Genomic DNA, 22,755 nt, shown 5'->3' with positions numbered 1-22,755 from the left:
CCAAATGCATAATAGCAGCTTAAAAATAGAACCCAAAACTGCCAGTAATACCAAATCTCCTAGCACCAGGATTATCAAGATAATTACCTCTAAAGTTAAAATCTAAACGCAATACTTTAAAAATATTGGCGACGCCAATACTGTATTCGTAATACACTCTAGAATCTGGTGCTACCAATGGAAACTCTATAGCATTTCCTGTAGTGCTTAAAGCTATATTTTTATCGGACAATTCGCCCCAAACACCTCTAATACTAGCGATAGCCCTTAGGTTATATTTCTTTAAGAATGGTATTCGAGAGAATAATCGTCCATTAAAATTATGCTCAAAGTGCATCGACGTATAAGTATCAGTAACGAACTCATAAAAATCGAGTTGAGAGAAAGTGTTGTAAATTGAAAAGTAGGTTTGGTTACCAGGTACTACACTTAGCAATGCCAAGGGCACCTCGCCAAAGGTTTTACCAGCTTCTATACTCGTTGTTAGACGTCCAAATCCACCTATTTGCCATGGTTGTATATAAGAGAACTGTACTTTAGTATAATCGAAATCACTATTAAACCAATCACGGTCACCTCTACTTACTTGCGCAAAAAGTCTTGCAAAGTCATCATTCTTTGTTTTTCGCTCAACGCCAAAACCTGTCATTTGTCGCTTTGGATAAAATGCCAGAGATAGTCGAGTCTCAAACTGATCGACCTCAGAAGAGACTCCTGTCGGAGATTCTGAATCATTATAATCTAAACTAAAGGTTGGTGATGCAGATCGCAGTTGCCTAAAACTACCATCCAGTCGAATTTCAAAGTTTCGCAATGGCTCAATAGACATACCAAAATTAGTTAAACTAATATTAGTAAGCTTATCATTTGCTCCTGTACCAATAACGGCAGATGATGCTAAACTTCGACCCAAAACGTCAGTAGAACTCGTTAAACTCGCACCAATTTGTTCTACATCGCGTCGCTGACCTCCAAAAATAGTGAAGCGGCTTCGCTTATCTAACAGCCATTTGCCCGAGATACCATATTTAAATTTATCGTCCCTAAACCCATAAGCCAAAAACCCTTCGAGTCTCCATAAATCATTGGGCCCAAAATACGTTCGCCCACCAGTTCGCAGTCGCAAGCCTTCCACCTCATTGAAACCAAATGTCGAAAAGATTGGGCCGTAATCAAAATTAATACTTGGAAACTCAACATAACCAGATGCCAAAATACTTCCCAAATTATAAAGTCGCTTAAATTTCTTTACGGTTTTAAGGGTATCTAGCATTTTATAAACCCCTTTTTCGTCTTTATTTAAAGCCTCTAACCTGTTCTGTTCCCAAAAATCGTCTTCCCTATTATAGACATCTTCATCATAATTATAAACCACCTTTTCATAGAACTTTTCATCTTTTGGAACATCAAATCTGTAATTGTCGTAAAGTGTAGTTCGTTTCCCATAGACACCTCTAGAGGACTCCTTTTTATTCAATGCAAAATCAGATAAGAAATAATCACGCTTTATGAGGAACACAGAATCGTTTAATACTTCAAACTCCTGCTCGATATAAATCTCTTTTACCCAATTGATATTCGCACTTTTAGACGCTTGAAGATTAATATCTTTTATAGCATAAGTAGAGTCATTAACCCAAAAATCCCCCTTAAAGGTTAGCTCATTTTTTCGTCTTGGATAATAGGTAATATTGTAACACCATTTATTGTCAATATATGCACTATCTGAAAGCACATAATTATAAGTCTGAATGCCTGTGCGGCTTAATGGACTCACAAAACTCTTATCAAAAAACTTTAAATAATTATCATAAATATTATAGTCAGAATACAAATCGTCAATAAAATCAATGATAACCTGATTATTACTAAATCCAGAATTTTTGTTTCCGACAAGATCTTCGCGCTTCTCATTGATTACATTATCGCCATAAACTTTTTTCACAGACTCATTTAAGAAAATAGGTAGGTAGGTTTTTCCCGTGACACTAGAGGTGTCCACTTCTTCAAACACAAACTCCATCCCCTTAAAGAGCTTACTCTTAATCAAAGCACTGTCAATAGTATTAAGGTCGAATTCGACCTTTTCATATTGATCATATTGATATTGCTTAAACTGCTTAAGACCGTTTTTGCGCTTGCGCTCCCAAATCTTTTTTAGAATTCTAATGGCTGGGTTTTCAGAAGCTTTTTTTGATTGTTTTCCCGTAACAATTAAAACCTCGCCGAGTGTAGAAGCTTCCTCCTTTAATATGAATTTTAAGTCGTAATTAACTTTCTGTGTCAATGGCAATTCTTGCATTTCGAAACCTAAAAAGGAAACTATGAGTGTATCCCAAGTTTCATCGGACTCCAAATAAAAACGACCATCTTCGTTGGTAATGGTACCCTCTGTAGAACCTTTAAAAAGTACGTTTGCAAAAGCGATAGGCTCGTTGTATTCATCGAAGACGTAGCCGCTGACTTTTGTTTGTGCGAATGCCGAAATAAATCCTGAAAATAGTAAGAGTGTAAATAACTTCAACTTCATACTTAAAATCTAATAACATTACAATTACTATCTATGAAAAGTTAGTAATTTTAAGCCAATTGCCCATTATGGGCTTCGTAATAAAAACAAACTTCATCAACAACCATGCTAAACTAATGCTTAAGGTTATTAATGAAGTTTTAAACGCAGAAAACTGCGATTTATTTATTTGTACATTACTTTTTTCACTGCCTTTATAACATCATTGCTATTTGGCAACCACTCTTCTAACAAGACAGGAGAATAAGGTGCAGGCGTATCTGCTGTATTAATTTTTACAACAGGAGCATCTAAATAATCAAATGCTTCTGATTGCACCAAATAGGTGATTTCAGTAGCTACATTACCGAATGGCCAAGCCTCTTCTAAAACTACCAGTCTATTGGTTTTTTTAACAGACTCCAAAATAGCGTTTCTATCCATTGGACGCACCGTACGTAAATCAATAATCTCACAAGAAACACCCTCTTTTTCCAATTCATCCGCAGCTTTATAAGCCTCTTTAATGATTTTACCAAAAGATACGATGGTGACATCAGTACCTTTGCGTTTGATATCCGCAACACCAATTGGTATCACATATTCGCCCTCTGGCACTTCACCTTTATCACCATACATCTGCTCACTTTCCATAAAAATTACAGGATCATCGTCTCTAATGGCAGATTTTAATAAGCCTTTGGCATCATATGGATTTGACGGTACAATAACTTTTAATCCTGGTGTATTAGCAAACCAACTTTCAAACGCCTGTGAATGTGTTGCTGCCAATTGACCTGCAGAAGCTGTTGGCCCGCGGAAAACAATCGGACATTTAAATTGTCCTCCAGACATTTGCCTGATCTTTGCAGCATTATTTATAATCTGATCAATACCAACTAAAGAGAAGTTAAACGTCATATATTCTACGATAGGACGATTGCCAGTCATTGTAGAACCAATGGCAATACCGGCAAAACCGAGTTCAGCAATTGGTGTATCGATGACACGTTTTTCGCCAAACTCATCTAACATGCCTTTGGACGCCTTATACGCCCCGTTATATTCTGCTACTTCTTCTCCCATAAGATAGATGCTTTCGTCACGACGCATTTCTTCACTCATAGCTTCACAAATAGCTTCTCTAAATTGTATTGTCTTCATGTTCTTGTTTTAAAAGAAAAACAAAAATAAGAATTCTTAAAAACAAAACACTATTAAATTTATATTGAAAATTGAGAAAATTCCACTAACTTTCATATTCACTGAATTTAGTTCATGTTATCTAAAAATTGTATTAAGAGCCTTATTTTTTCACTATGGTTTTGTATAACCTTTTCGCAAGAAGCTATTTTGTGTTCTTCCCAAAGTTTAACACTAAAAATTGAAAATACATTAGATATTCCAATTGTTACCACAAATAATGATGGTACACTAAGTTTAAATTTTGCCCAACAGTATATCACGGACATATTTGCTGATTACATTATTCATGATTTTTACCAGCTTTATCCAAATGGTTCTGACACATTGCAAAAATACTATATGGTGAATGCGAATTCCAGAGCGCTTTATGAGTCTGTATCTACTCAAGTCCCTACTAGTACAATGACTATATTCATTGAATATTTTGATTTAGGCAGTTTCCCAATTGTTACCTCAATAAGCCCTCAACTCATCACTAGTCTTGATGGTAACACTTATGACGTTACTAAACATATAAGCACGTCTGATGTTGACCCATGCTACTCTTGCCCTTTATATGACGTGCCTGAAAACTTTAATTTTAGGGTAAACTTTAACTACGATACCACAAAAGATATTTTGTATATGGAAAGTGATGAACCAACCTCTTGTGGAAATTCATTTGCAATAGGACTAAAAGGCGGAAATCCTAATGGATTCGAAAATGTAGACAATACCCTACAGCATTGGGAGTCTGAGCCAGGAATTGCTCCTCAAGTTGATTTTTCCGAACCATATCATTATTTAGAATTCGAGATTTTTTCAGTTTTAGATATTGCATGCAACGGTTATAACTATGGAAATATTGAAGTTTCTATAAATACAGAAAGTGAGACCTTTCAATTCTATAGGAGTAATGCAATCTTTGGCTATCACATTATTGAATTTTCTAAAGTGAACCTCTCCACTCAGGATGAAAGTTCGGTAAAAATGAAACCATTTAAATCTAAAGGCAATCCTTTTCTTCAAATTTCTAATTTAAATGATGTACCTATTTCCGTCGAGATATTAAATGGTATAGGTCAAACTGTTTTTTTTACTAAAAATTTTGAAAAAAATTCTATCGATCTTTCTAGTTATGAAACTGGACTTTACTTCGTTCGGCTCAAAAAATTAAACAATCAGCAGAAATCATTTAAATTATTATTGAATTAGCATTTTCTGGATAGTAATTTTAATTTTTCTTAAAATTTATTATGCACGCATAGTAAAATTCAATTTTTATAATTATCTTCGTGGACTCAAATTAAAAGACAATTTATATGAAAATATTAGTGTGTATTAGTCATGTACCTGATACAACTTCCAAAATTAATTTTACGGATGGCGACACCAAGTTCGATACTAACGGTGTGCAGTTTGTTATTAACCCGAATGACGAGTTTGGTTTAACTCGTGCTATGTGGTTTAAGGAGAAGCAAGGTGCCAGTGTAGATGTGGTAAATGTAGGAGGTTCAGAAACAGAGCCTACTTTAAGAAAAGCTTTAGCCATTGGAGCAGACTCAGCCATTAGAGTAAATACGCCTGCTACAGATGGCTATGCCGTAGCAAAACAACTAGCTAGTGTAGTTAAGGATGGTGGTTACGATTTGGTCATTGCTGGTAGAGAATCTATCGATTATAACGGCGGAATGGTACCTGGAATGTTAGCTGCAATGATTGGTGCTAATTTTGTTACAAACTGCATAAGTTTAGACGTGGACGGCACAAGTGCCAAGGCCGTAAGAGAAATAGATGGTGGTAAAGAAACCGTAAGTACGTCATTACCTTTGGTTATTGGTGGACAGAAAGGTTTAGTTGAAGAAAGTGACTTACGTATTCCGAATATGCGTGGTATTATGATGGCTCGTAAAAAACCATTGACAGTTGTAGAACCTACTGATGCTAATGCTGAAACTAAAGCGGTAAGCTTTGAAAAGCCTGCTCCAAAAGGTGCGGTGAAATTAGTGGATGCTAACAATATTGATGAATTAGTAAGCTTACTTCATAACGAAGCTAAAGTGATTTAAAAAAAAGAATTATGTCTATTTTAGTATATACAGAATCAGAAAACGGAAAGTTTAAGAAAGCAGCTTTAGAAGTTGTGTCTTATGCAAAAGCTATAGCAGACCAAATGGGAACCTCGGTTACAGCGGTTACTATGAACGCAGATAATGCAGAAAGCTTAGGCAACTATGGCGCTTCAAAGGTATTATCAATAAAGAATGAGGCATTAGGTAATTTTAATGCGAAAGCCTATGCTTCGGCTATTGCTGAGGCAGCAAAACAGGAAGGATCAAAAGTAGTTGTAGTAAGTTCTAGTGCAGATAGTAAATACTTAGCACCACTTCTAGCAGTTGGTTTAGATGCAGGTTATGTGTCCAATGTAGTTGAAGCACCATCGAGCACTGCTCCATTCACAGTAAAACGTACGGCTTTTACCAATAAAGCATTTGCAAATACGGAAATTACGACGGATATAAAAATTGTTGGACTTTCTAACAACTCATTTGGCTTAGTAGAGTCCGGCGGAACTGCTTCAGTTGAAGACTTCGCTCCATCATTACCAGATTCTGGAGTAAATGTGGAGTCTGTGGACAAAGCAACTGATAAAGTAAGTATTGCAGATGCAGAAACTGTTGTATCTGGCGGAAGAGGTCTTAAAGGTCCAGAAAATTGGGGAATGATTGAGGAATTAGCTGAAGTTTTAGGCGCAGCAACGGCCTGCTCTAAACCAGTATCAGATTTGGGCTGGAGACCGCACAGTGAACACGTAGGTCAAACAGGTAAGCCTGTAGCTTCTAACCTCTATATAGCGATTGGTATTTCCGGTGCCATTCAGCATTTGGCAGGTATCAATGCTTCTAAAGTAAAAGTTGTGATTAACACGGATTCTGAAGCACCTTTCTTTAAAGCTGCTGATTATGGTATTGTTGGTGATGCTTTTGAAGTTGTACCACAACTCATAGAAAAATTAAAAGCTTTCAAAGCTGAAAACGCATAATTTTATTACCTTGTAATAATAAAGGGCTGTTTAAATTTAGATTTTCTCGAAACTGATTACGTTTTATCGAAAGTATTGGGAAAAATATCCAAATCTGTGTCATGCAGTTGGTAAAGTCCAAATTTAAACAGTTCTTTGTGTTTTATAATTTATGAGTTTAGTTCGTTTAAATATTAAAGGTATTTCCTATAGCCAGACACAGAATGGCGCCTATGCCTTAATTCTCAATGAGGTCGATGGCGACCGAAAATTACCTATAGTTATTGGTGCTTTCGAAGCACAATCCATAGCGATAGCTTTAGAAAAAGAAATTCGTCCACCACGTCCATTAACTCACGATTTATTCAAAAATTTTGCTGACCGTTTTGATATTGTAGTGAAGCAAGTTATCATACATAAATTGGTTGATGGCGTGTTTTATTCTAGCTTAATTTGTGAACGGGATCAAATTGAAGAAATTATAGATGCCAGAACCAGTGATGCCATTGCTTTGGCTTTGCGTTTTCAAGCCCCTATTTTTACTTACAAGAATATTCTAGACAAAGCCGGCATCTATCTAAAAGTTAATCCTAAAAAGGATGAAGACGAACAAGATAGTATTCTTGTTGATGATCTTATTGCCGAAGAAATTGAAGCTGCAGCTATTGAACAAGAAGGGTACAAAGACAAATCCCTTGAAGAATTGCACAGTCTCTTGGAAGAAGCCGTAAATAATGAGGACTACGAAAAGGCGGCTAAAATTAGAGATGAAATTTCTAAGCGCTAACTAATATTTCACGTTTTATGAATCATTTTTTCAAAGCCCTAATTGCTATTTTTATTGGACTTTCATCAATTACAGCACAAGAGCTTGAAAAAACATGGCAATTCGATGCTATTGAAAATGAACAAACACGTGCAAGTGTATCAGTATCGGATGCTGATATTTTAGAATTTAAAAATGGTGATTTTAGATATAACCTATTAAGCAAAGACAGTCTTAAAGCTTCTGGGCATTATATCTTTCAAAATAATTTGTTGGTATTTTATTATAATCAGCCGAATGATACCGTAAGAAAGTATAAAGTCCGAGAGTTAACCGACTCAACATTAGTATTTACTGAAAAAACTGTATCCTATAGTTTTAAGGCTCCTAAATCTGATGATTTGGTTATTGCACATTCCGTAGTCGATTCTAATTCTAATTCTGAAATTATCCCAAGTCAAGGATTCTCATTCGATAGTCTCTGGCGAGGTGTTTTAGGGATGATCACCTTAATTTTTATCGCTTTTTTATTTAGTAGTAACCGCAAGGCTATCAACTGGAAAACCGTTGGTATTGGATTAACGTTTCAACTCATCATAGCCGTTGGAGTGCTAAAAGTTGATTTCGTAAAAACAGCCTTTGAATATGTTGGTCAAGGTTTTATCGCTATTCTTGGTTTTACACAAGCCGGTAGTGAGTTCTTATTTGGTGGTATGTTGGATGTAAATTCTTTTGGCTATATTTTTGCGTTTCAAGTGTTGCCAACTATTATATTCTTTTCGGCATTGACTTCTGTCCTCTTTTATTTAGGCATTATTCAAAAGGTGGTTAAAGGGATGGGCTGGTTACTCACCAAAATTTTGGGGATTTCTGGAGCTGAAAGTTTAAGTGTTGCTGGAAACATTTTTTTAGGACAGACCGAGGCGCCTTTATTGATTAAGGCGTATTTGGAAAAAATGAATAAGTCCGAAATTCTATTGGTAATGATCGGTGGTATGGCAACTGTTGTAGGTGCAGTATTGGCGGCTTATATAGGATTTCTAGGTGGTGATGACCCAGAGCTACAATTGTTCTATGCTAAGCACTTATTGGCTGCCTCAGTAATGGCTGCTCCTGGAGCCATTGTTATTTCGAAAATACTTTTTCCTCAAACTGAGGATATTAATACAGATGTCTCTGTATCTCAAGAAAAAATAGGTTCTAATATTTTGGAGTCCATTGCAAATGGTACGACTGAAGGCTTGAAGCTTGCCGTTAATGTCGGTGCCATGTTATTGGTTTTTGTAGCTTTCATAGCTATGATAAATGGCATCTTAGGAGGAATTGGAGATCTAACCTCACTGAATGACTGGGTTATTGCTAACACACCGTACCAATCATTTTCATTAGAATTAATTTTAGGATACACATTTGCGCCCTTAATGTGGTTAATAGGGATTGCTCAAGAAGATATGGCGCTTATGGGACAGCTCCTAGGAATTAAGTTAGCCGCAAGTGAGTTTGTAGGATACATACAACTGGCGGATTTAAAAGATGTGACAAGTGTAACCCACTTAAAATATCAAAAATCGGTGATTATGGCAACTTATATGCTTTGTGGTTTTGCCAACTTTGCATCCATAGGCATTCAGATTGGTGGCATTGGATCCCTTGCTCCTGGTCAACGCAAACAGTTATCTAAATTTGGAATGAAAGCCTTAATTGGCGGAACAATCGCTTCTCTGATTTCTGCGACTATTGCAGGAATGATTATTGGATAAAAGTTCCTTTAACTCTCCAAAATAAAAATGCAATTCGTTAATAACTTTTGATATTATCTAAGGGTTCAACTTATTCTTAATTAAAGCTTTTTTATATTTTCGTTTGCTGTCATGCTGAACTTGATTCAGCATCTCATTCCAAGTATATTTAAGTTTAATTTTAAAGAGATTCCTGCTTTTGCAGGAAATGAGTATGAAACAATATCACGACTTAGTAAAGCACGTTTTAGCAGAGGGGAACGAAAAAGGAGATAGAACAGGTACAGGAACCAAAAGTGTTTTTGGTTACCAAATGCGCTTTGATTTAAGCGAAGGTTTCCCTATGGTCACTACAAAAAAACTTCATTTAAAATCTATTATATACGAACTACTTTGGTTTTTAAAAGGCGATACTAACATTAATTACCTTACTGAAAATGGCGTACGCATCTGGAATGAATGGGCGGATGAGAATGGTGATTTAGGACCAGTTTACGGTCACCAATGGCGCAATTGGAATGATGATGAAATTGACCAAATTAAAGAGGTTATACAGACTCTAAAAACCAATCCCAATAGTCGCAGAATGATGGTTTCTGCATGGAATCCATCAGTGTTACCAGATACCTCAAAATCATTCTCAGAAAATGTTTCTAACGGAAAAGCGGCTTTGCCACCATGCCATGCGTTTTTTCAGTTTTATGTGGCTGATGGTAAATTGTCTTGTCAACTCTATCAACGCAGTGCAGATATCTTCTTAGGTGTACCTTTTAATATTGCATCTTATGCACTATTCACAATGATGATGGCACAAGTCTGTGGTTATCAACCAGGAGATTTTATCCATACTTTTGGTGATGCTCACATCTATAACAACCATATGGAGCAATTGGAATTGCAATTGTCAAGAGACCCAAGACCATTACCAAAAATGATACTTAATCCTGACGTGAAGGATATTTTTGATTTTAAATTTGAAGATTTTACCTTAGTCGACTATAATCCTCATCCACATATTAAAGGAGTCGTTGCCGTATAGGTAATATGAAGTACAGCGTTTTTACTATTTTACTATTTTTTATATCTATATCTTTATCTCAAGATACAATAAGTGTAGATTCTCAATCCACCTATCCTGTTTATAGAGGTTGCGACAAAGACATGACTAATGAGGAACTGAAGAGATGTTCCAAGAAAAAAATAATGAACTTTATAAAAATGAGTTTTGATACTGGAATCGCGGACGTGGCTTTGCCACTAGAGAAGTCCACTCAATTTCGGCTAGATTTTATCATAAATAAAAAAGGTAAAGTAGAACAGGTCAATGCCAAAGCCAATCATCGAGCTATTGCCATTGAAGCCATTAGAGTAACCAAGCGCCTTCCGAAATTTAAAAAACCTGGCACAGAGAATGACGAAGCTGTGGATACACCTTTCAGCATGCTAATGACTATCTATTTTTAAATCAACTTATATGAAATATTTACTATCACTTCTTATATGTATTTCCGCTAACTTCATTTGGTCTCAAGAAGATTCTAAATTAGTGTATAATAGACCTTACGTCATTTATCAAGGCTGTGAAGATGCTGAAGATAAAAAGAGTTGTTACGATATCATGCTTCATGAGTTTCTGGCCAAACATATCAATAAGAAAAACCTAAAAGATTCTATCTTCTCAAGAGCAAAGAAAGATACTATAACCATGCACACAAATATTTTATATGACGAAAAGGGTTATATCGTTAAAGACTACTCAAGTATTTCAAATCCTGTAAATGGAAAGTTCAAAAAGTTAGAGACCATATTGGATAGTATTCCAAAAGTTAAACCTGTGCTCGATTCTTATGACAACGGGGTGTCCTCTAACGCGACCAATCTATTTGGTTTTCTATTGGATAGAGTCAATGATTCCATAGTACCAATATTAGGATATATACCAGATGAAGTCCCTTTTAGTGTTATTGAAAAAGTTCCAGTCTATAAAGGATGTAAAAAATCGCTGAACAATAAAGCACTAAGAGATTGTATGAATGAAAAAATTCAAAAGCATGTTGCTAAAAATTTCAACATCAAAATTGCAAGTAAACTAGATCTAAACCCAGGTGTAAAAAGAATATTTGTTCTTTTTAAAATTGACAAAGAAGGTAACGTAATAGGAATAAAAGCTCGTGGACCACATGTAGCGCTTGAGGATGAAGCCATTCGGGTAATTAAGACAATTCCTAAACTTAAAAAACCAGGATACCAGAGGGGAAAAGCAGTAATTGTGCCCTACTCATTACCAATAGTATTTAGGATAAGCGAATAAAAAAAGCGTCTCAAAATTGAGACGCTTTTTTTGGATTAATAGCACATTAATAATTACAAGTTTAGAACACTGTTCTCTGCACCAGCAAAGTCGCTCCAAGCATAAGCATCTGCTTGATCGTCGTTGATATAAGTACCATCGACAACATATCTAAATTCATAAGAATTATCTTTTTCTAAATCAACAGTTCCTTTAAAGGTTCCGCTTTTTAATTTCTTAAGTTTAACAGCTTTCTTTTCGTTCCACTCATTGAATGTTCCAACTACTGCTACTTTTTTTGCTTCTTCTGCAGGCACAGAAAATGTTACTTTACAAACTGGCTTGCTTTTTAAATACTGCTTTTTAATTGCCATAATATTAGTTTTAAATAAAGCTCAAAAGTATAAAAGAAAAAACCACAAACTCAAGTTTAAATTACTTTAAATGAAAGAATTATCATTTTAATAAAATAGGCTTTACTTTTTAATAAACTTCATACTTTTAATAGCATAAAATTATGGTTTCAATAACTGAATTATTCGTTCTTAATACCTGATTATCAACGATATCGTTTTCGAAAATTATTAATCATTCAAATCGAAAGATCACTACAACGATTTAGTGAAAAAGAAGTATCTTTATCTTGTAAAATTCGGTATATGTTTGGAAAGAAAAAACAAATTTCTACTATAGATAAAGACCAATTAGAGCTTATAGAAAACGCTCAAAAACGCATTAGACAGAAAAAACGTTTATATATACATTTCGTCATCTTTTTAATTGGTGCTGTCTTTTTAATTTTAGCAAATACAGTTCTCGGTATTGGTAAAGATTTTACAATTGCCGGTGTAAATTGGTTTGTCTATGCTATTCTGGCTTGGCTCATTTTATTCTTATACCATTTTATAAATGTGTTTATCACAAATAAATTCATGGGTAAGGATTGGGAAAAGCAGCAGCTCGATAAACTAGTAAATCAACAAGAAGCTCGAATTGATAAGCTTAAACAGAGTTTCTTGAAAGAAGAAACCAAAATGGCACAGACACAAGCTTATAACGAAGCCAAGACAGAACAACGAGCTATTGAAAAAAAAAAGGGTAATGAGCTAACCATTATTGTTGCGGCTGGCGAGGACAATGCCATTGGTAAGGATAATGACTTGATTTGGCATTTGAGTGATGACTTAAAACGGTTTAAGAGTTTAACTTCTGGTCATCACATCATAATGGGAAGAAAGACTTTTGAAAGTTTTCCAAAACCGCTTCCAAACAGAACACATATCGTTATTACTAGACAAAAAGGTTATGAGGTTCCAAGCGGTGTTATTGTAGTTAACTCATTACACGACGCTATAGATGCGGCCAGAAATGATAAACAACCGTTTATTATTGGTGGTGGTGAAATCTATAAACAATCCATTAAATTTGCCGATAAGCTGGAAATTACCAGAGTCCATGCCTCCTTTGAGGACGCCGATACGTTCTTTCCCGAAATTGATAGCACTACGTGGAAAGAAGTCAAAAGAACCACTCACGATGCAGACGAAAAACATGCTTATGCCTTTTCTTTTATTACTTATTTAAGAAAATAAGTTTACCTAAATTTCTTTTTCCTAGGCAACCATTCCCAAAATTTTAGCGTCTTTGATAGTAGAGGCTTAAGTCAAGTAAGATAAAAAATCTTTGGACTAATTGTAACGCATTTAAAAAAGCGTCGTCTTAAGTACATACTAATCAATCAAAAAATCGACTTTTATGAGTACGTTAAAAATCAATAATCTCTCCAAAACTTACGCAAATGGTGTAAAAGCTCTAGATAATGTGAGCTTAGAATTAGAAAACGGCATGTTTGGCCTACTCGGCCCAAATGGTGCAGGAAAATCCTCTTTAATGCGCACTCTTGCGACCTTGCAAGATGCAGATTCTGGAACTGCAACCTTGGATGATATTGACATTTTAAACCAACCAGCAGAAATTAGAAAGGTATTGGGTTATTTACCTCAAGAATTTGGCGTATATCCGCGTATTACAGCTGAGCAATTACTAACACATTTAGCCATTCTAAAAGGAATTACCAATTCCAAAGAACGAAAGTTACTCGTTGATTATTTATTGGACAAGGTCAACCTGTACGATAAGCGCAAGAAATCCGTAAAAGGATTTTCTGGAGGAATGAAGCAACGCGTTGGGATTGCGCAAGCACTTATTGGCAATCCAAAATTAATTATAGTAGACGAACCAACCGCTGGATTAGATCCAGGAGAACGTAATCGTTTTTATAATCTTTTGGCCGATGTAGGTAAAGAAGTTATTGTTATCCTATCTACTCATATCGTTGAAGATGTACACGAATTGTGTACAAAAATGGCCATTATGAACTTAGGAGGAATCGTTTATCATGGCTCTCCAAAAGATGCTACTGAGGCCCTTAATGGTAAAGTATATCAAAAAATAGTTAGTAGAGAAGAACTCAAAAACTATGCTAACGAGTATAAAATTATTTCGAATAAAATGGTAGGTGGCCAACCACTTATACATGTATTTAGCGATACCAATCCACAAAATGGATTTGAACAGGTAAGACCAAATTTAGAGGATGTCTTCTTTTCTAAAATCAATACGTCTAACGTACTTGTTTAACCTTAAATCCATGTATTAGTTATGTTTAAAACATTTTTTCTTTCGGAATTAAAGTATACATTGAAGCAACCTATGGTGTATATATTTATCTTTATTATTGGGCTTCTAGAATTTGGTGCCACAGTAAGTGATAATGTACAAATTGGTGGAGCAATCGGCAACGTTAATAGAAATTCACCCTACACTATAACCTTACATATTACTATTTGGTGCATTTTCGCATTAATTATGGCAGCAGCTTTCTTTAATAATGCTGCACTTCGTGATCACAATAACGAGTTTAACGAAATTCTTTTTACCACACCATTAAGTAAGCCAGGCTACTTTTTCGGTCGCTTTTTCGGTGCTTTATTTGTATCTACTTTACCATTAGTCGGAGCCTATATAGGGCTATTTATAGGTTATTGGCTTAACTCTGTAAATGGATGGATAGATCCTTCACGTTTCGGACCGTTTTATTTAGAAACTTTCGTAAATAATTACCTCTTATTTATTCTGCCAAACATGTTCCTGGCTGGTACAGTGATTTTTGCCATGGCCAATAAGTGGAAAAGCACAGTGATTTCTTTTGTAGGAGGTTTAGTTATTATAGTCGCTTATATTGTTTCTGGATCATTAATGTCTGATGTGGATAATGAAACTACTGCCGCATTATCAGACATGTTTGGATTCAACACTTATAGTATAGAAACAAAGTATTTTACACCTGCAGAAAAGAACACCATTAGCCCTAGTTTTTCAGGCGTATTACTTTGGAATAGATTAATTTGGACAGGCGTTGGAATTATAATTTTAATGCTATCTTATTTCAGCTTTTCGTTTAAAAAGAAGAACAAAAAAGTAAAAAAGGAAAAGAAAGATGCTTCAAAAAGAGAAACGGCATTTTTATTACCACAATTAAATCCATCGTTTTCTAAAGCAACAAACTGGCAACAGTTTAAAAGCTTTTTCTATACCAATTTTTTGAGTATTGTAAAGAGCATTACGTTTAAAATTTTATTCTTGTTCTGTATCATCATATTGGTTGCTGATTTAAGTGGCGGTTTTGAGTATTTCGGATTAAAATCATACCCACTAACTTATAAACTTATCGACTCCATTAAAGACAATACGGATATCTTTATCATCATCATTGTAGTATTCTTTAGCGGTGAATTGATTTGGAGAGATAGAGACTATAAAATAAATGAAGTAATAGATGCCACCGCACATACATCATTTATTTCTATGGCTGCAAAAGCTTTGTCATTGGTTAGTATTGCTTCAATCTTAAATATATTCTTTTTAGGGATAGGTATCATATATCAATTACTTTATGGATTTACACGTATAGAAATCGACGTCTATTTGTTAGACTTCTTCTATGATAATCTACCGCTTTTTATTGCTTTTGCCGGCATAACTATACTTGTACAAGTTTTATCTAGTAATAAATACATTGGTTACTTTATTGCAGTACTGATACTTCTGGTCTGGGAAATTGTGTTAAGTATTCTAGATCTGAATTCAAATATGTTAGATGTTGGTGGTGGTCCATCTACATTTTATTCAGACATGAATAGCTTTGGTCCAGGAGTAAAAGGTGCACTATGGTTTAATCTCTATTGGGCTTTACTAGCTGTAATTGCCCTCCTCATAGCAGGTGCACTTTGGAATCGTGGATCTAAAAACTCGCTTTTAAGTCGTATTAAAACTGCTAGAAAGGAAGTTCCTAAAAGCTATCGTAGTGTTATAGCCGTAGCTACTATAACTTGGCTAGGAGTTGCAGGTTATGTGTATTATAATTCACAAATTCTAAACCCTTATCGTACTGGTGACGAGCAAGAACAACTTATGGCTGAATTTGAAAAGAAGTACAGCAAATACAAAGATGCTGTTCACCCGAAAGTAACTGATGCCAGATACTATATAGATATATTCCCAAACAAGAGAGATATCTATGTAAAGGCTGACATTCAATTAGTCAATGAATCTAATGAAACTATTGACTCACTTCACTTTTTTGACGGTCTAGGTTGGGACACTACCCTAAATATTCCTAATAGTGATATTGTTTATAAAGACTCAACATATTTATATAAAATTTATAAATTAAGTCAACCGTTGCTGCCTGGAGACACTTTAGTAATGGAAGTAGACAATAAATATATTACTAAAGGCTTTCAAAACAATCGAGGTAATACCATGATTGTAAAAAACGGCACCTTCTTCAACAATGGTGAAATTTTACCAACAATGGGTTATAATGAAGGCTATGAACTCAGTGATAAAAACACACGTAAAAAGTATGGTTTAGAGCCTAAAGAACGGACACCTGAGTTGACAGTAGAATTATCAGAGTTGCACAATCGAAATTACCTTAACAATGGTCAATCGGATTTTATAAATGTTGAAACTGTTATTTCTACTATTAATGAACAGACGGCTATTGCGCCAGGTTCCTTAATTAAAAAATGGGATGAAAATGGTAGAACTTATTATCATTATAAAACGGACACACCATCTTTAAATTTCTATTCGTTTATGTCTGCAGAATATGAAATCGCAACACGTCAATGGAATGGTATAGATATCGAAGTCTATTATGATGAAAAGCATCCTGAAAATGTCGAAATGATGTTAGATGCCGTAGAACGTTCTTTAGCTTATTATACCGAAAATTTTGGTCCCTATTTTCATAAGCAATGTCGAATTATTGAATTCCCTCGCTATGCTTCGTTTGCCCAAGCATTCCCTGGAACGATGCCATATTCTGAAGCCATCGGCTTCGTGATAAATCTTGAAGACGAAACTGAAAACAATGTGGTGGACGCTGTTATTGCTCACGAAATGGGTCATCAATGGTGGGCACACCAAGTTATTGGTGCCAATATGCAAGGAGGTACCATGATGAGTGAAAGTTTTTCTGAGTATTCATCTTTAATGACCATTAAGAATATTACCGAAAACCCCATGAAAATGAGACAGTTCCTTAAGTACGATCACGATCGTTACTTAAGAGGACGCAGTGGTGAGCGCGAAAAAGAATTACCTCTATATAAGGTAGAAAATCAAGGCTATATCCATTATGGAAAAGGCAGCGTGATTTTATATGCGCTTCAAGATTATATTGGAGAGGAAAAGGTAAACCTAGCGATGAAAAACTTCTTAGAGGAATACCGTTATCAGAAACCTCCATATCCTACATCATTAGATTTCTTGAAACATTTAGAGCCTCAAGTTCCAGATTCTCTAAAGTATCTCGTCACCGATTGGTTTAAAGAAATCACCTTATACGATAACCGTTTAAAGGAAGCTAAATACAAAAAACTTGATAATGGTAAATATGAAGTCACTTTAGAAATTGAAAGTGCCAAAATCAAGTCTGATAGTTTAGGAAACGAAAAAAGAGTTGCTATTAATGACTGGATTGATGTTGGCTTCTTTATGGATGATGACGAAGAACATCTTTATGAGCAAACGCGTTTAAAATTCAATAAAGAGAAATCTGCAATTACTGTTCAACTGGATTCACTTCCTATAAAAGCAGCCATAGACCCAAGACACATTTTAATAGATCGTGTTTATAAGGATAATATTAAAAGCTTAAGTTTAGAGGAGTAATTTTTTAAACTTCTGCACATATTCCCTGAGTCATTGAACGCTCAGGGAATTTTTGTTAGCCTTAAACAATATAATTCCTATTTTTGCAGGAATAAATTTGACACAACTATGAATGCATATATATTTCCAGGGCAAGGTGCTCAATTTTCAGGAATGGGTTTAGACCTCTATGAAAATTCACCTTTTGCGCAAGAGTTATTTGAAAACGCTAATGATATTTTAGGATTTCATATTACTGATATCATGTTTGAGGGTTCTGCAGAAGACTTAAAGGAAACCAAAGTGACGCAACCAGCCATCTTTTTACACTCTGTGATTTTAGCTAAAACTTTAGGTGAGCGCTTTAAGCCAGATATGGTTGCTGGACATTCTCTTGGAGAATTTTCTGCACTAGTTGCTGCAGGTGCCTTAACTTTTGAAGATGGATTGAAATTAGTTTCCCAACGCGCGCAAGCCATGCAAAAAGCGTGCGAATTGCAACCAAGCACAATGGCTGCAGTTTTAGGATTAGATGATGATGTGGTTGAAAAAATATGTGCCATGACAGACGGTGTTGTGGTTGCCGCAAATTATAATTGCCCAGGGCAGTTAGTCATATCTGGTGAAGTTGAAGCTGTTAATAAGGCTTGTGAAGCGCTTAAAGAAGAAGGTGCAAGACGTGCGCTAGTCTTGCCTGTTGGTGGTGCTTTCCATTCTCCATTGATGGAACCTGCTCGAGAAGAGTTGGCTGCTGCTATTGAAAATACAACGTTTAACAAACCTAATTGTCCTATTTATCAGAATGTCACTGCCTCCGCAATTACCGATGAAAACGAAATCAAAGCTAACTTAATTTCTCAACTGACGACACCAGTACGCTGGACACAATCTGTACAACAAATGATCGCAGATGGTGCAATACATTTTACAGAAGTTGGACCAGGCAAGGTACTACAAGGTCTGGTGAAAAAAATACACAGAGAAGCAGAAACAGCCTCAGCAACTTTTGAAACTAACGCCTAAATCCTATCATTTTGAAGAGAAACCTATTTATTACACTACTTATCGTATTTAATATTGCCATTGATCAAATTTCTAAAATGTGGGTACGTGCTAATTTTGAATATGGCGAAATCAAGAATCTGATCGGTGATAAATTCATCATGCAGTATGTAGAAAATAAAGGTGCATTCTTGGGTATGGGAAGTGACATGAATGCTACGTTAAAACTCATTCTTTTATTGATTCTACCGACGCTTGTTTTGGGGTATGTTATCTATTATATTATAAAAAACAAAGAACTAGATCGACTAAGTCTTATAGCTTTCTGCTGTATTATTGGTGGCGGAATTGCGAATGTATTTGATCGCATAACTAGAGGAGAAGTGACTGACTTCTTTTTTATCAATCTGGGAGGCGTATTTAAAACAGGTATCTTTAATGTAGCCGACCTTTCTGTGACTACGGGAATGATTATCTTACTGTTTAGTGGTATCCTTAGTAAAAAGGAAAAAGCTACCGCTTCTTAGTTTAACACGATTATTTATTTCTAGTTTTTGTAAATTACACCATTTTTCATTACAAAAGTGACATTTTCCATTGTAGAAATATTTTTTGTAGGGTCTTCATCTACAGCAATAATATCGGCTAAGTAACCTGTTTTAATCTGACCAAGCTGGTCATCCATTTTTAGAATCATCGCATTCGTTACTGTAGCGCTTTGTATGGTTTCAATAGCTGGCATACCAGCTTCTACCATGTAGCCAAATTCCTTTCCGTTATCCCCATGATAAAACACAGCAGCATCAGTACCAAAAGCAATACCAACTCCTGACTTGTATGCTCTACCAAACATATCCTGAATTTTAGGACCAATATCTAAGGCCTTAGGCACAATGATTTCTGGATAGTAACCCTTAATTTGTGCCTTTTCGGAAACAAACTTCCCAGCACTAATTGTTGGAACTAAATATACGTCGTGTTTTTTCATAAGCTCCATAGTTTCTGCGCTCATTAACGTACCGTGCTCTATGGTTTTTACACCTCCTAAAATGGCACGTTGCATACCTTCATCTCCATGAGCATGGGCAGCGACATGAAATCCATAATCCTTGGCTGTTTCACAAATAGCTTTTATTTCCTCTACAGTAAATTGCGGGTTTTGACCACTCTTCGCAACGCTCAAAACACCTCCAGTTGCTGTTATTTTAATTAAGTCTGCGCCATTTTTATAGCGCTGTCTTACCGCTTTTTTAGCATCCTCAACGCCATTTACAACACCTTCTTTTGGACCTGGATTACCTATTAGGCTTTTCTTTGCTCCATTAGTTGGATCTGCATGACCACCAGTTGTTGCCAATGCTTTTTCTGCAGTAAAGATTCTAGGGCCATCTATCTTACCAGCATTGATGGCATTTCTAAGCGAAACATTTACTCCAGAACCTCCTAAATCCCTGACGGTTGTAAAACCGCTCATCAATGTTATTTCTGCATATTTCACAGAACCAAATGCAACATCAGCATCGTTTTGTGTGTAAGCTTCCAGATATTTTTTAGGATTCGTTTCACTTTCAATATGCACATGCATATCAATCAATCCAGGCATTACGGTTTTTGCCTTTAGGTCTATGACGGTATCTTCAGAATTTTTTGGGTTTGTGTAGCCATTTTGTACAGCAGTAATTTTATTTCCCGAAATAATAACTGTCTTTTCAATTAATACTTTTCCAGATTTAGTATCAATTAACTGACCACAATGCAAATAGGTACTCTGAGCTGTCATCGTTATGGAAACCAATAACAATAATATTCTAAATAATGTTTTCATCCTTTTTATTTATTTCTGATTTTTTGTTCCCATTTCCATGCAGAGGACATAGCATCATCGAGCGTTAATTCTGTTTTCCAACCCAAAACACTATTGGCCTTATTGGTATCAGCATATGCAGCAGTAATATCTCCAGCCCGTCTGCCTACAATTTTATAGTTTAGTTTTTTACCCGAAACTTTTTCAAAAGATTTAATAGCATCCAATACAGAACTACCTTTACCAGTACCTAAATTGAAAACCTCGGAATTAGATTCATTTTTATTGTCAAGCAAGCGCTGTAGAGCTATGACATGGGCTTTTGCCAAATCTACTACATGAATGTAATCTCTTATACAAGTTCCATCTGGAGTTGAATAATCACCTCCAAAAACAGACAACTCTTCTCGCAATCCAATTGCAGTCTGTGTTATATAGGGTACTAAATTTTGTGGCACTCCTATAGGTAATTCCCCAATTTTAGCTGAGGGATGTGCTCCAATTGGATTAAAGTAGCGCAATGCAATACTTTTAAGTTTATCATTAACCTTGCAAGTGTCACTAATGATCTCTTCTCCAATTTGCTTAGTATTTCCATAAGGTGACTCCGCTGGCTTTACAGGTGCATTTTCTGTAATAGGCAATTCATCTGCTTGACCGTAAACGGTACAAGATGAGCTAAAAATAAAGTTTTGATGCTCTAAACCACTTAGCTCCTGCAATACATAGACTAGTGTATTAATATTGTTTTCATAATACAATAATGGATTATTTACACTTTCACCCACGGCTTTACTAGCCGCAAAGTGTATAACTCCAGAAATATCACTATGCTTGTTGAAGAATTCCTTAACACCCTTCTTCACTTTCAGGTCTAATCTTTCAAAATGTGGTCTAATACCTGTAATTTCTGTAATTCCATCCAAAACATCTATAGAAGAATTGCTTAAGTCATCTATAATTACAACTTCAAACCCTTTACTTTGCAGTTCTACAACAGTGTGAGAACCAATAAAACCTAAACCACCTGTAACTAATACTTTCATTTCACTAAGAATTACCATTTATAAAATTAAGAACGGTAGATGTAATGAACTTAATCTGCTCATCATCTAATTCCGTATGCATAGGTAATGAAATTACAGATTGTACTAATTGATTTGTAATCGTAAAATCATCTTCATTATAGCGGTCATCTTTATATGCTTTCTGTAGATGTAGTGGAATCGGGTAATAAACGCCACAAGGAATATTATTTTCCTGGAGATGTGCTACTAGTGCATCGCGGTCCACATCTTTTAAATTCAATGTATATTGGTGAAATACATGACAATCGCAAGTATCGCAGATACCTTGACAAGTTGTTCTGCCACTTGGTGTTACAATTTTTGGATGATTTTTAAACGCTTCCGTATATTTTCTTGCCGCATTTCGTCTTGCCAAATTATAACTATCTAAATGAGGAAGCTTGGCATCTAATACTGCTGCCTGCATAGAATCTAATCTCGAATTGACACCAACCACATCGTGGTGATAGCGCTTGTACATCCCATGATTAACAATACCTCTAATAATATGTGCTAAAGCATCGTCGTTTGTGAAAATGGCTCCACCATCACCATAACAACCTAAATTCTTCGACGGAAAAAAAGATGTTGAGGCTACATGTCCTATAGCGCCTGTTTTGGTTTTAGTACCATCTCTATGTGTATAGTCAGCACCAATACCTTGGGCATTATCCTCAATGACATACAAATTATGTTTTTTAGCTAAATCCATTATAGCATCCATATCTGCAGCTAGTCCAAATAAATGAACTGGAACAATAGCTTTTGTTTTTGGTGTAATTGCTTTTTCAATAGCATCTACATCAATGTTGAAAGTCACAGGGTCTACATCTACTAAAACAGGAGTCAACTGAAGTAGAGCAATGACTTCAACTGTTGCGGCAAAGGTAAAATCTGCGGTAATAACCTCATCACCTGGCTCTAGTCCCAAACCCATCATTGCAATTTGTAGAGCATCCGTTCCATTGGCGCACGGAATAACATGCTTTACACCTAAATAATTCTCCAAATTCTTTTGGAATTGATGAACTTTTGGTCCATTTATAAAAGCTGCACTATCTATTACTTCTTGAAGTGAAGGATCTACATCAGCCTTGATTTTTGCATATTGACCTTGAAGGTCAACCATTTGAATTTTTTTCATTCTGA

General features: G+C 35.5%; 19 protein-coding genes. 13 read left to right on the top strand and 6 right to left on the bottom strand.

The annotated features are described in order from the left end of the window. Window positions 1–19: 19 nt before the first annotated feature. Window positions 20–2,530 carry a DUF5686 and carboxypeptidase-like regulatory domain-containing protein gene (locus H7F21_RS14660; protein ID WP_185790058.1) on the bottom strand — a complete coding sequence of 837 codons (2,511 nt, stop codon included), beginning with the start codon at window positions 2,528–2,530 and terminating at the stop codon, window positions 20–22. Window positions 2,531–2,695: 165 nt separating this feature from the next. Then, complete coding sequence (locus tag H7F21_RS14655) at window positions 2,696–3,673, bottom strand: pyruvate dehydrogenase complex E1 component subunit beta (RefSeq protein WP_185790057.1); 978 nt, start codon at window positions 3,671–3,673, stop codon at window positions 2,696–2,698. A gap of 114 nt (window positions 3,674–3,787) precedes the next feature. On the opposite strand from H7F21_RS14655, the gene H7F21_RS14650 reads away from it, so the two are divergent. The 8 genes from H7F21_RS14650 to H7F21_RS14615 all read left to right on the top strand — a co-directional run bounded on the left by H7F21_RS14650 (window position 3,788) and on the right by H7F21_RS14615 (window position 11,532). Further along, window positions 3,788–4,909, top strand: a complete 1,122-nt coding sequence (locus H7F21_RS14650) for a T9SS type A sorting domain-containing protein (RefSeq protein WP_185790056.1) — start codon at window positions 3,788–3,790, stop codon at window positions 4,907–4,909. A 107-nt stretch (window positions 4,910–5,016) separates the two neighbouring features. After that, window positions 5,017–5,763, top strand: coding sequence for an electron transfer flavoprotein subunit beta/FixA family protein (locus H7F21_RS14645; RefSeq protein ID WP_185790055.1), 747 nt, complete (start codon window positions 5,017–5,019; stop codon window positions 5,761–5,763). An 11-nt stretch (window positions 5,764–5,774) separates the two neighbouring features. After that, window positions 5,775–6,737 (top strand): electron transfer flavoprotein subunit alpha/FixB family protein, encoded by a 963-nt coding sequence (locus tag H7F21_RS14640; RefSeq protein ID WP_185790054.1) that lies wholly within the window; start codon window positions 5,775–5,777, stop codon window positions 6,735–6,737. A 151-nt stretch (window positions 6,738–6,888) separates the two neighbouring features. Continuing rightward, window positions 6,889–7,503: a bifunctional nuclease family protein gene (locus tag H7F21_RS14635; RefSeq protein WP_185790053.1), complete on the top strand. Its 615-nt coding sequence runs from the start codon at window positions 6,889–6,891 to the stop codon at window positions 7,501–7,503. Between the two features lie 17 nt (window positions 7,504–7,520). Further along, window positions 7,521–9,242, top strand: coding sequence for a nucleoside transporter C-terminal domain-containing protein (locus tag H7F21_RS14630; RefSeq protein WP_185790052.1), 1,722 nt, complete (start codon window positions 7,521–7,523; stop codon window positions 9,240–9,242). 193 nt (window positions 9,243–9,435) lie between these two features. Next, the gene (locus H7F21_RS14625) at window positions 9,436–10,260 is read left to right on the top strand and encodes a thymidylate synthase (protein WP_185790051.1); all 825 of its coding nucleotides are present in this window, start codon (window positions 9,436–9,438) and stop codon (window positions 10,258–10,260) included. Between the two features lie 5 nt (window positions 10,261–10,265). Next, window positions 10,266–10,685, top strand: a complete 420-nt coding sequence (locus tag H7F21_RS14620) for a hypothetical protein (protein WP_185790050.1) — start codon at window positions 10,266–10,268, stop codon at window positions 10,683–10,685. A gap of 10 nt (window positions 10,686–10,695) precedes the next feature. After that, complete coding sequence (locus tag H7F21_RS14615) at window positions 10,696–11,532, top strand: energy transducer TonB (RefSeq protein ID WP_185790049.1); 837 nt, start codon at window positions 10,696–10,698, stop codon at window positions 11,530–11,532. 53 nt (window positions 11,533–11,585) lie between these two features. Here the strand turns inward: H7F21_RS14615 and H7F21_RS14610 are convergent, their stop codons facing one another. Next, the gene (locus H7F21_RS14610; protein ID WP_185790048.1) at window positions 11,586–11,885 is read right to left on the bottom strand and encodes an isoamylase early set domain-containing protein; all 300 of its coding nucleotides are present in this window, start codon (window positions 11,883–11,885) and stop codon (window positions 11,586–11,588) included. 285 nt (window positions 11,886–12,170) lie between these two features. On the opposite strand from H7F21_RS14610, the gene H7F21_RS14605 reads away from it, so the two are divergent. The 5 genes from H7F21_RS14605 (at window position 12,171) to lspA (ending at window position 19,262) form a co-directional block, all read left to right on the top strand. Continuing rightward, on the top strand, window positions 12,171–13,103 hold the full coding sequence (locus H7F21_RS14605) for a dihydrofolate reductase (protein ID WP_185790047.1): 933 nt from the start codon (window positions 12,171–12,173) through the stop codon (window positions 13,101–13,103). A gap of 163 nt (window positions 13,104–13,266) precedes the next feature. Beyond that, window positions 13,267–14,151 (top strand): ABC transporter ATP-binding protein, encoded by an 885-nt coding sequence (locus tag H7F21_RS14600; RefSeq protein WP_185790046.1) that lies wholly within the window; start codon window positions 13,267–13,269, stop codon window positions 14,149–14,151. Between the two features lie 21 nt (window positions 14,152–14,172). Continuing rightward, a complete protein-coding gene (locus tag H7F21_RS14595) occupies window positions 14,173–17,754 on the top strand; it encodes an ABC transporter permease/M1 family aminopeptidase (protein ID WP_185790045.1) in 3,582 nt (1,193 codons plus the stop codon). Between the two features lie 108 nt (window positions 17,755–17,862). Continuing rightward, window positions 17,863–18,756 carry an ACP S-malonyltransferase gene (gene fabD, locus H7F21_RS14590; protein WP_185790044.1) on the top strand — a complete coding sequence of 298 codons (894 nt, stop codon included), beginning with the start codon at window positions 17,863–17,865 and terminating at the stop codon, window positions 18,754–18,756. Between the two features lie 11 nt (window positions 18,757–18,767). Next, window positions 18,768–19,262: a signal peptidase II gene (lspA, locus tag H7F21_RS14585; RefSeq protein ID WP_221892488.1), complete on the top strand. Its 495-nt coding sequence runs from the start codon at window positions 18,768–18,770 to the stop codon at window positions 19,260–19,262. 20 nt (window positions 19,263–19,282) lie between these two features. Here lspA and H7F21_RS14580 read toward each other — a convergent pair whose 3' ends face one another. From H7F21_RS14580 to H7F21_RS14570, 3 genes are read right to left on the bottom strand one after another with little or no spacing between them, the layout of a single operon-like run. Continuing rightward, a complete protein-coding gene (locus H7F21_RS14580) occupies window positions 19,283–20,560 on the bottom strand; it encodes a metal-dependent hydrolase family protein (protein ID WP_185790043.1) in 1,278 nt (425 codons plus the stop codon). 5 nt (window positions 20,561–20,565) lie between these two features. Continuing rightward, window positions 20,566–21,585, bottom strand: a complete 1,020-nt coding sequence (gene galE / locus H7F21_RS14575; RefSeq protein WP_185790042.1) for a UDP-glucose 4-epimerase GalE — start codon at window positions 21,583–21,585, stop codon at window positions 20,566–20,568. Between the two features lie 4 nt (window positions 21,586–21,589). After that, window positions 21,590–22,750 carry a DegT/DnrJ/EryC1/StrS family aminotransferase gene (locus H7F21_RS14570; RefSeq protein ID WP_185790041.1) on the bottom strand — a complete coding sequence of 387 codons (1,161 nt, stop codon included), beginning with the start codon at window positions 22,748–22,750 and terminating at the stop codon, window positions 21,590–21,592. Window positions 22,751–22,755 lie beyond the last annotated feature (5 nt).

The sequence above is a fragment of the Winogradskyella flava genome (assembly GCF_014243395.1).
GTDB classification, from domain to species: Bacteria; Bacteroidota; Bacteroidia; order Flavobacteriales; family Flavobacteriaceae; genus Winogradskyella; species Winogradskyella flava.
The sequence above is the reverse complement of the archived record's forward strand: the minus strand, read 5'-3'. Positions and strand labels throughout refer to the sequence as shown.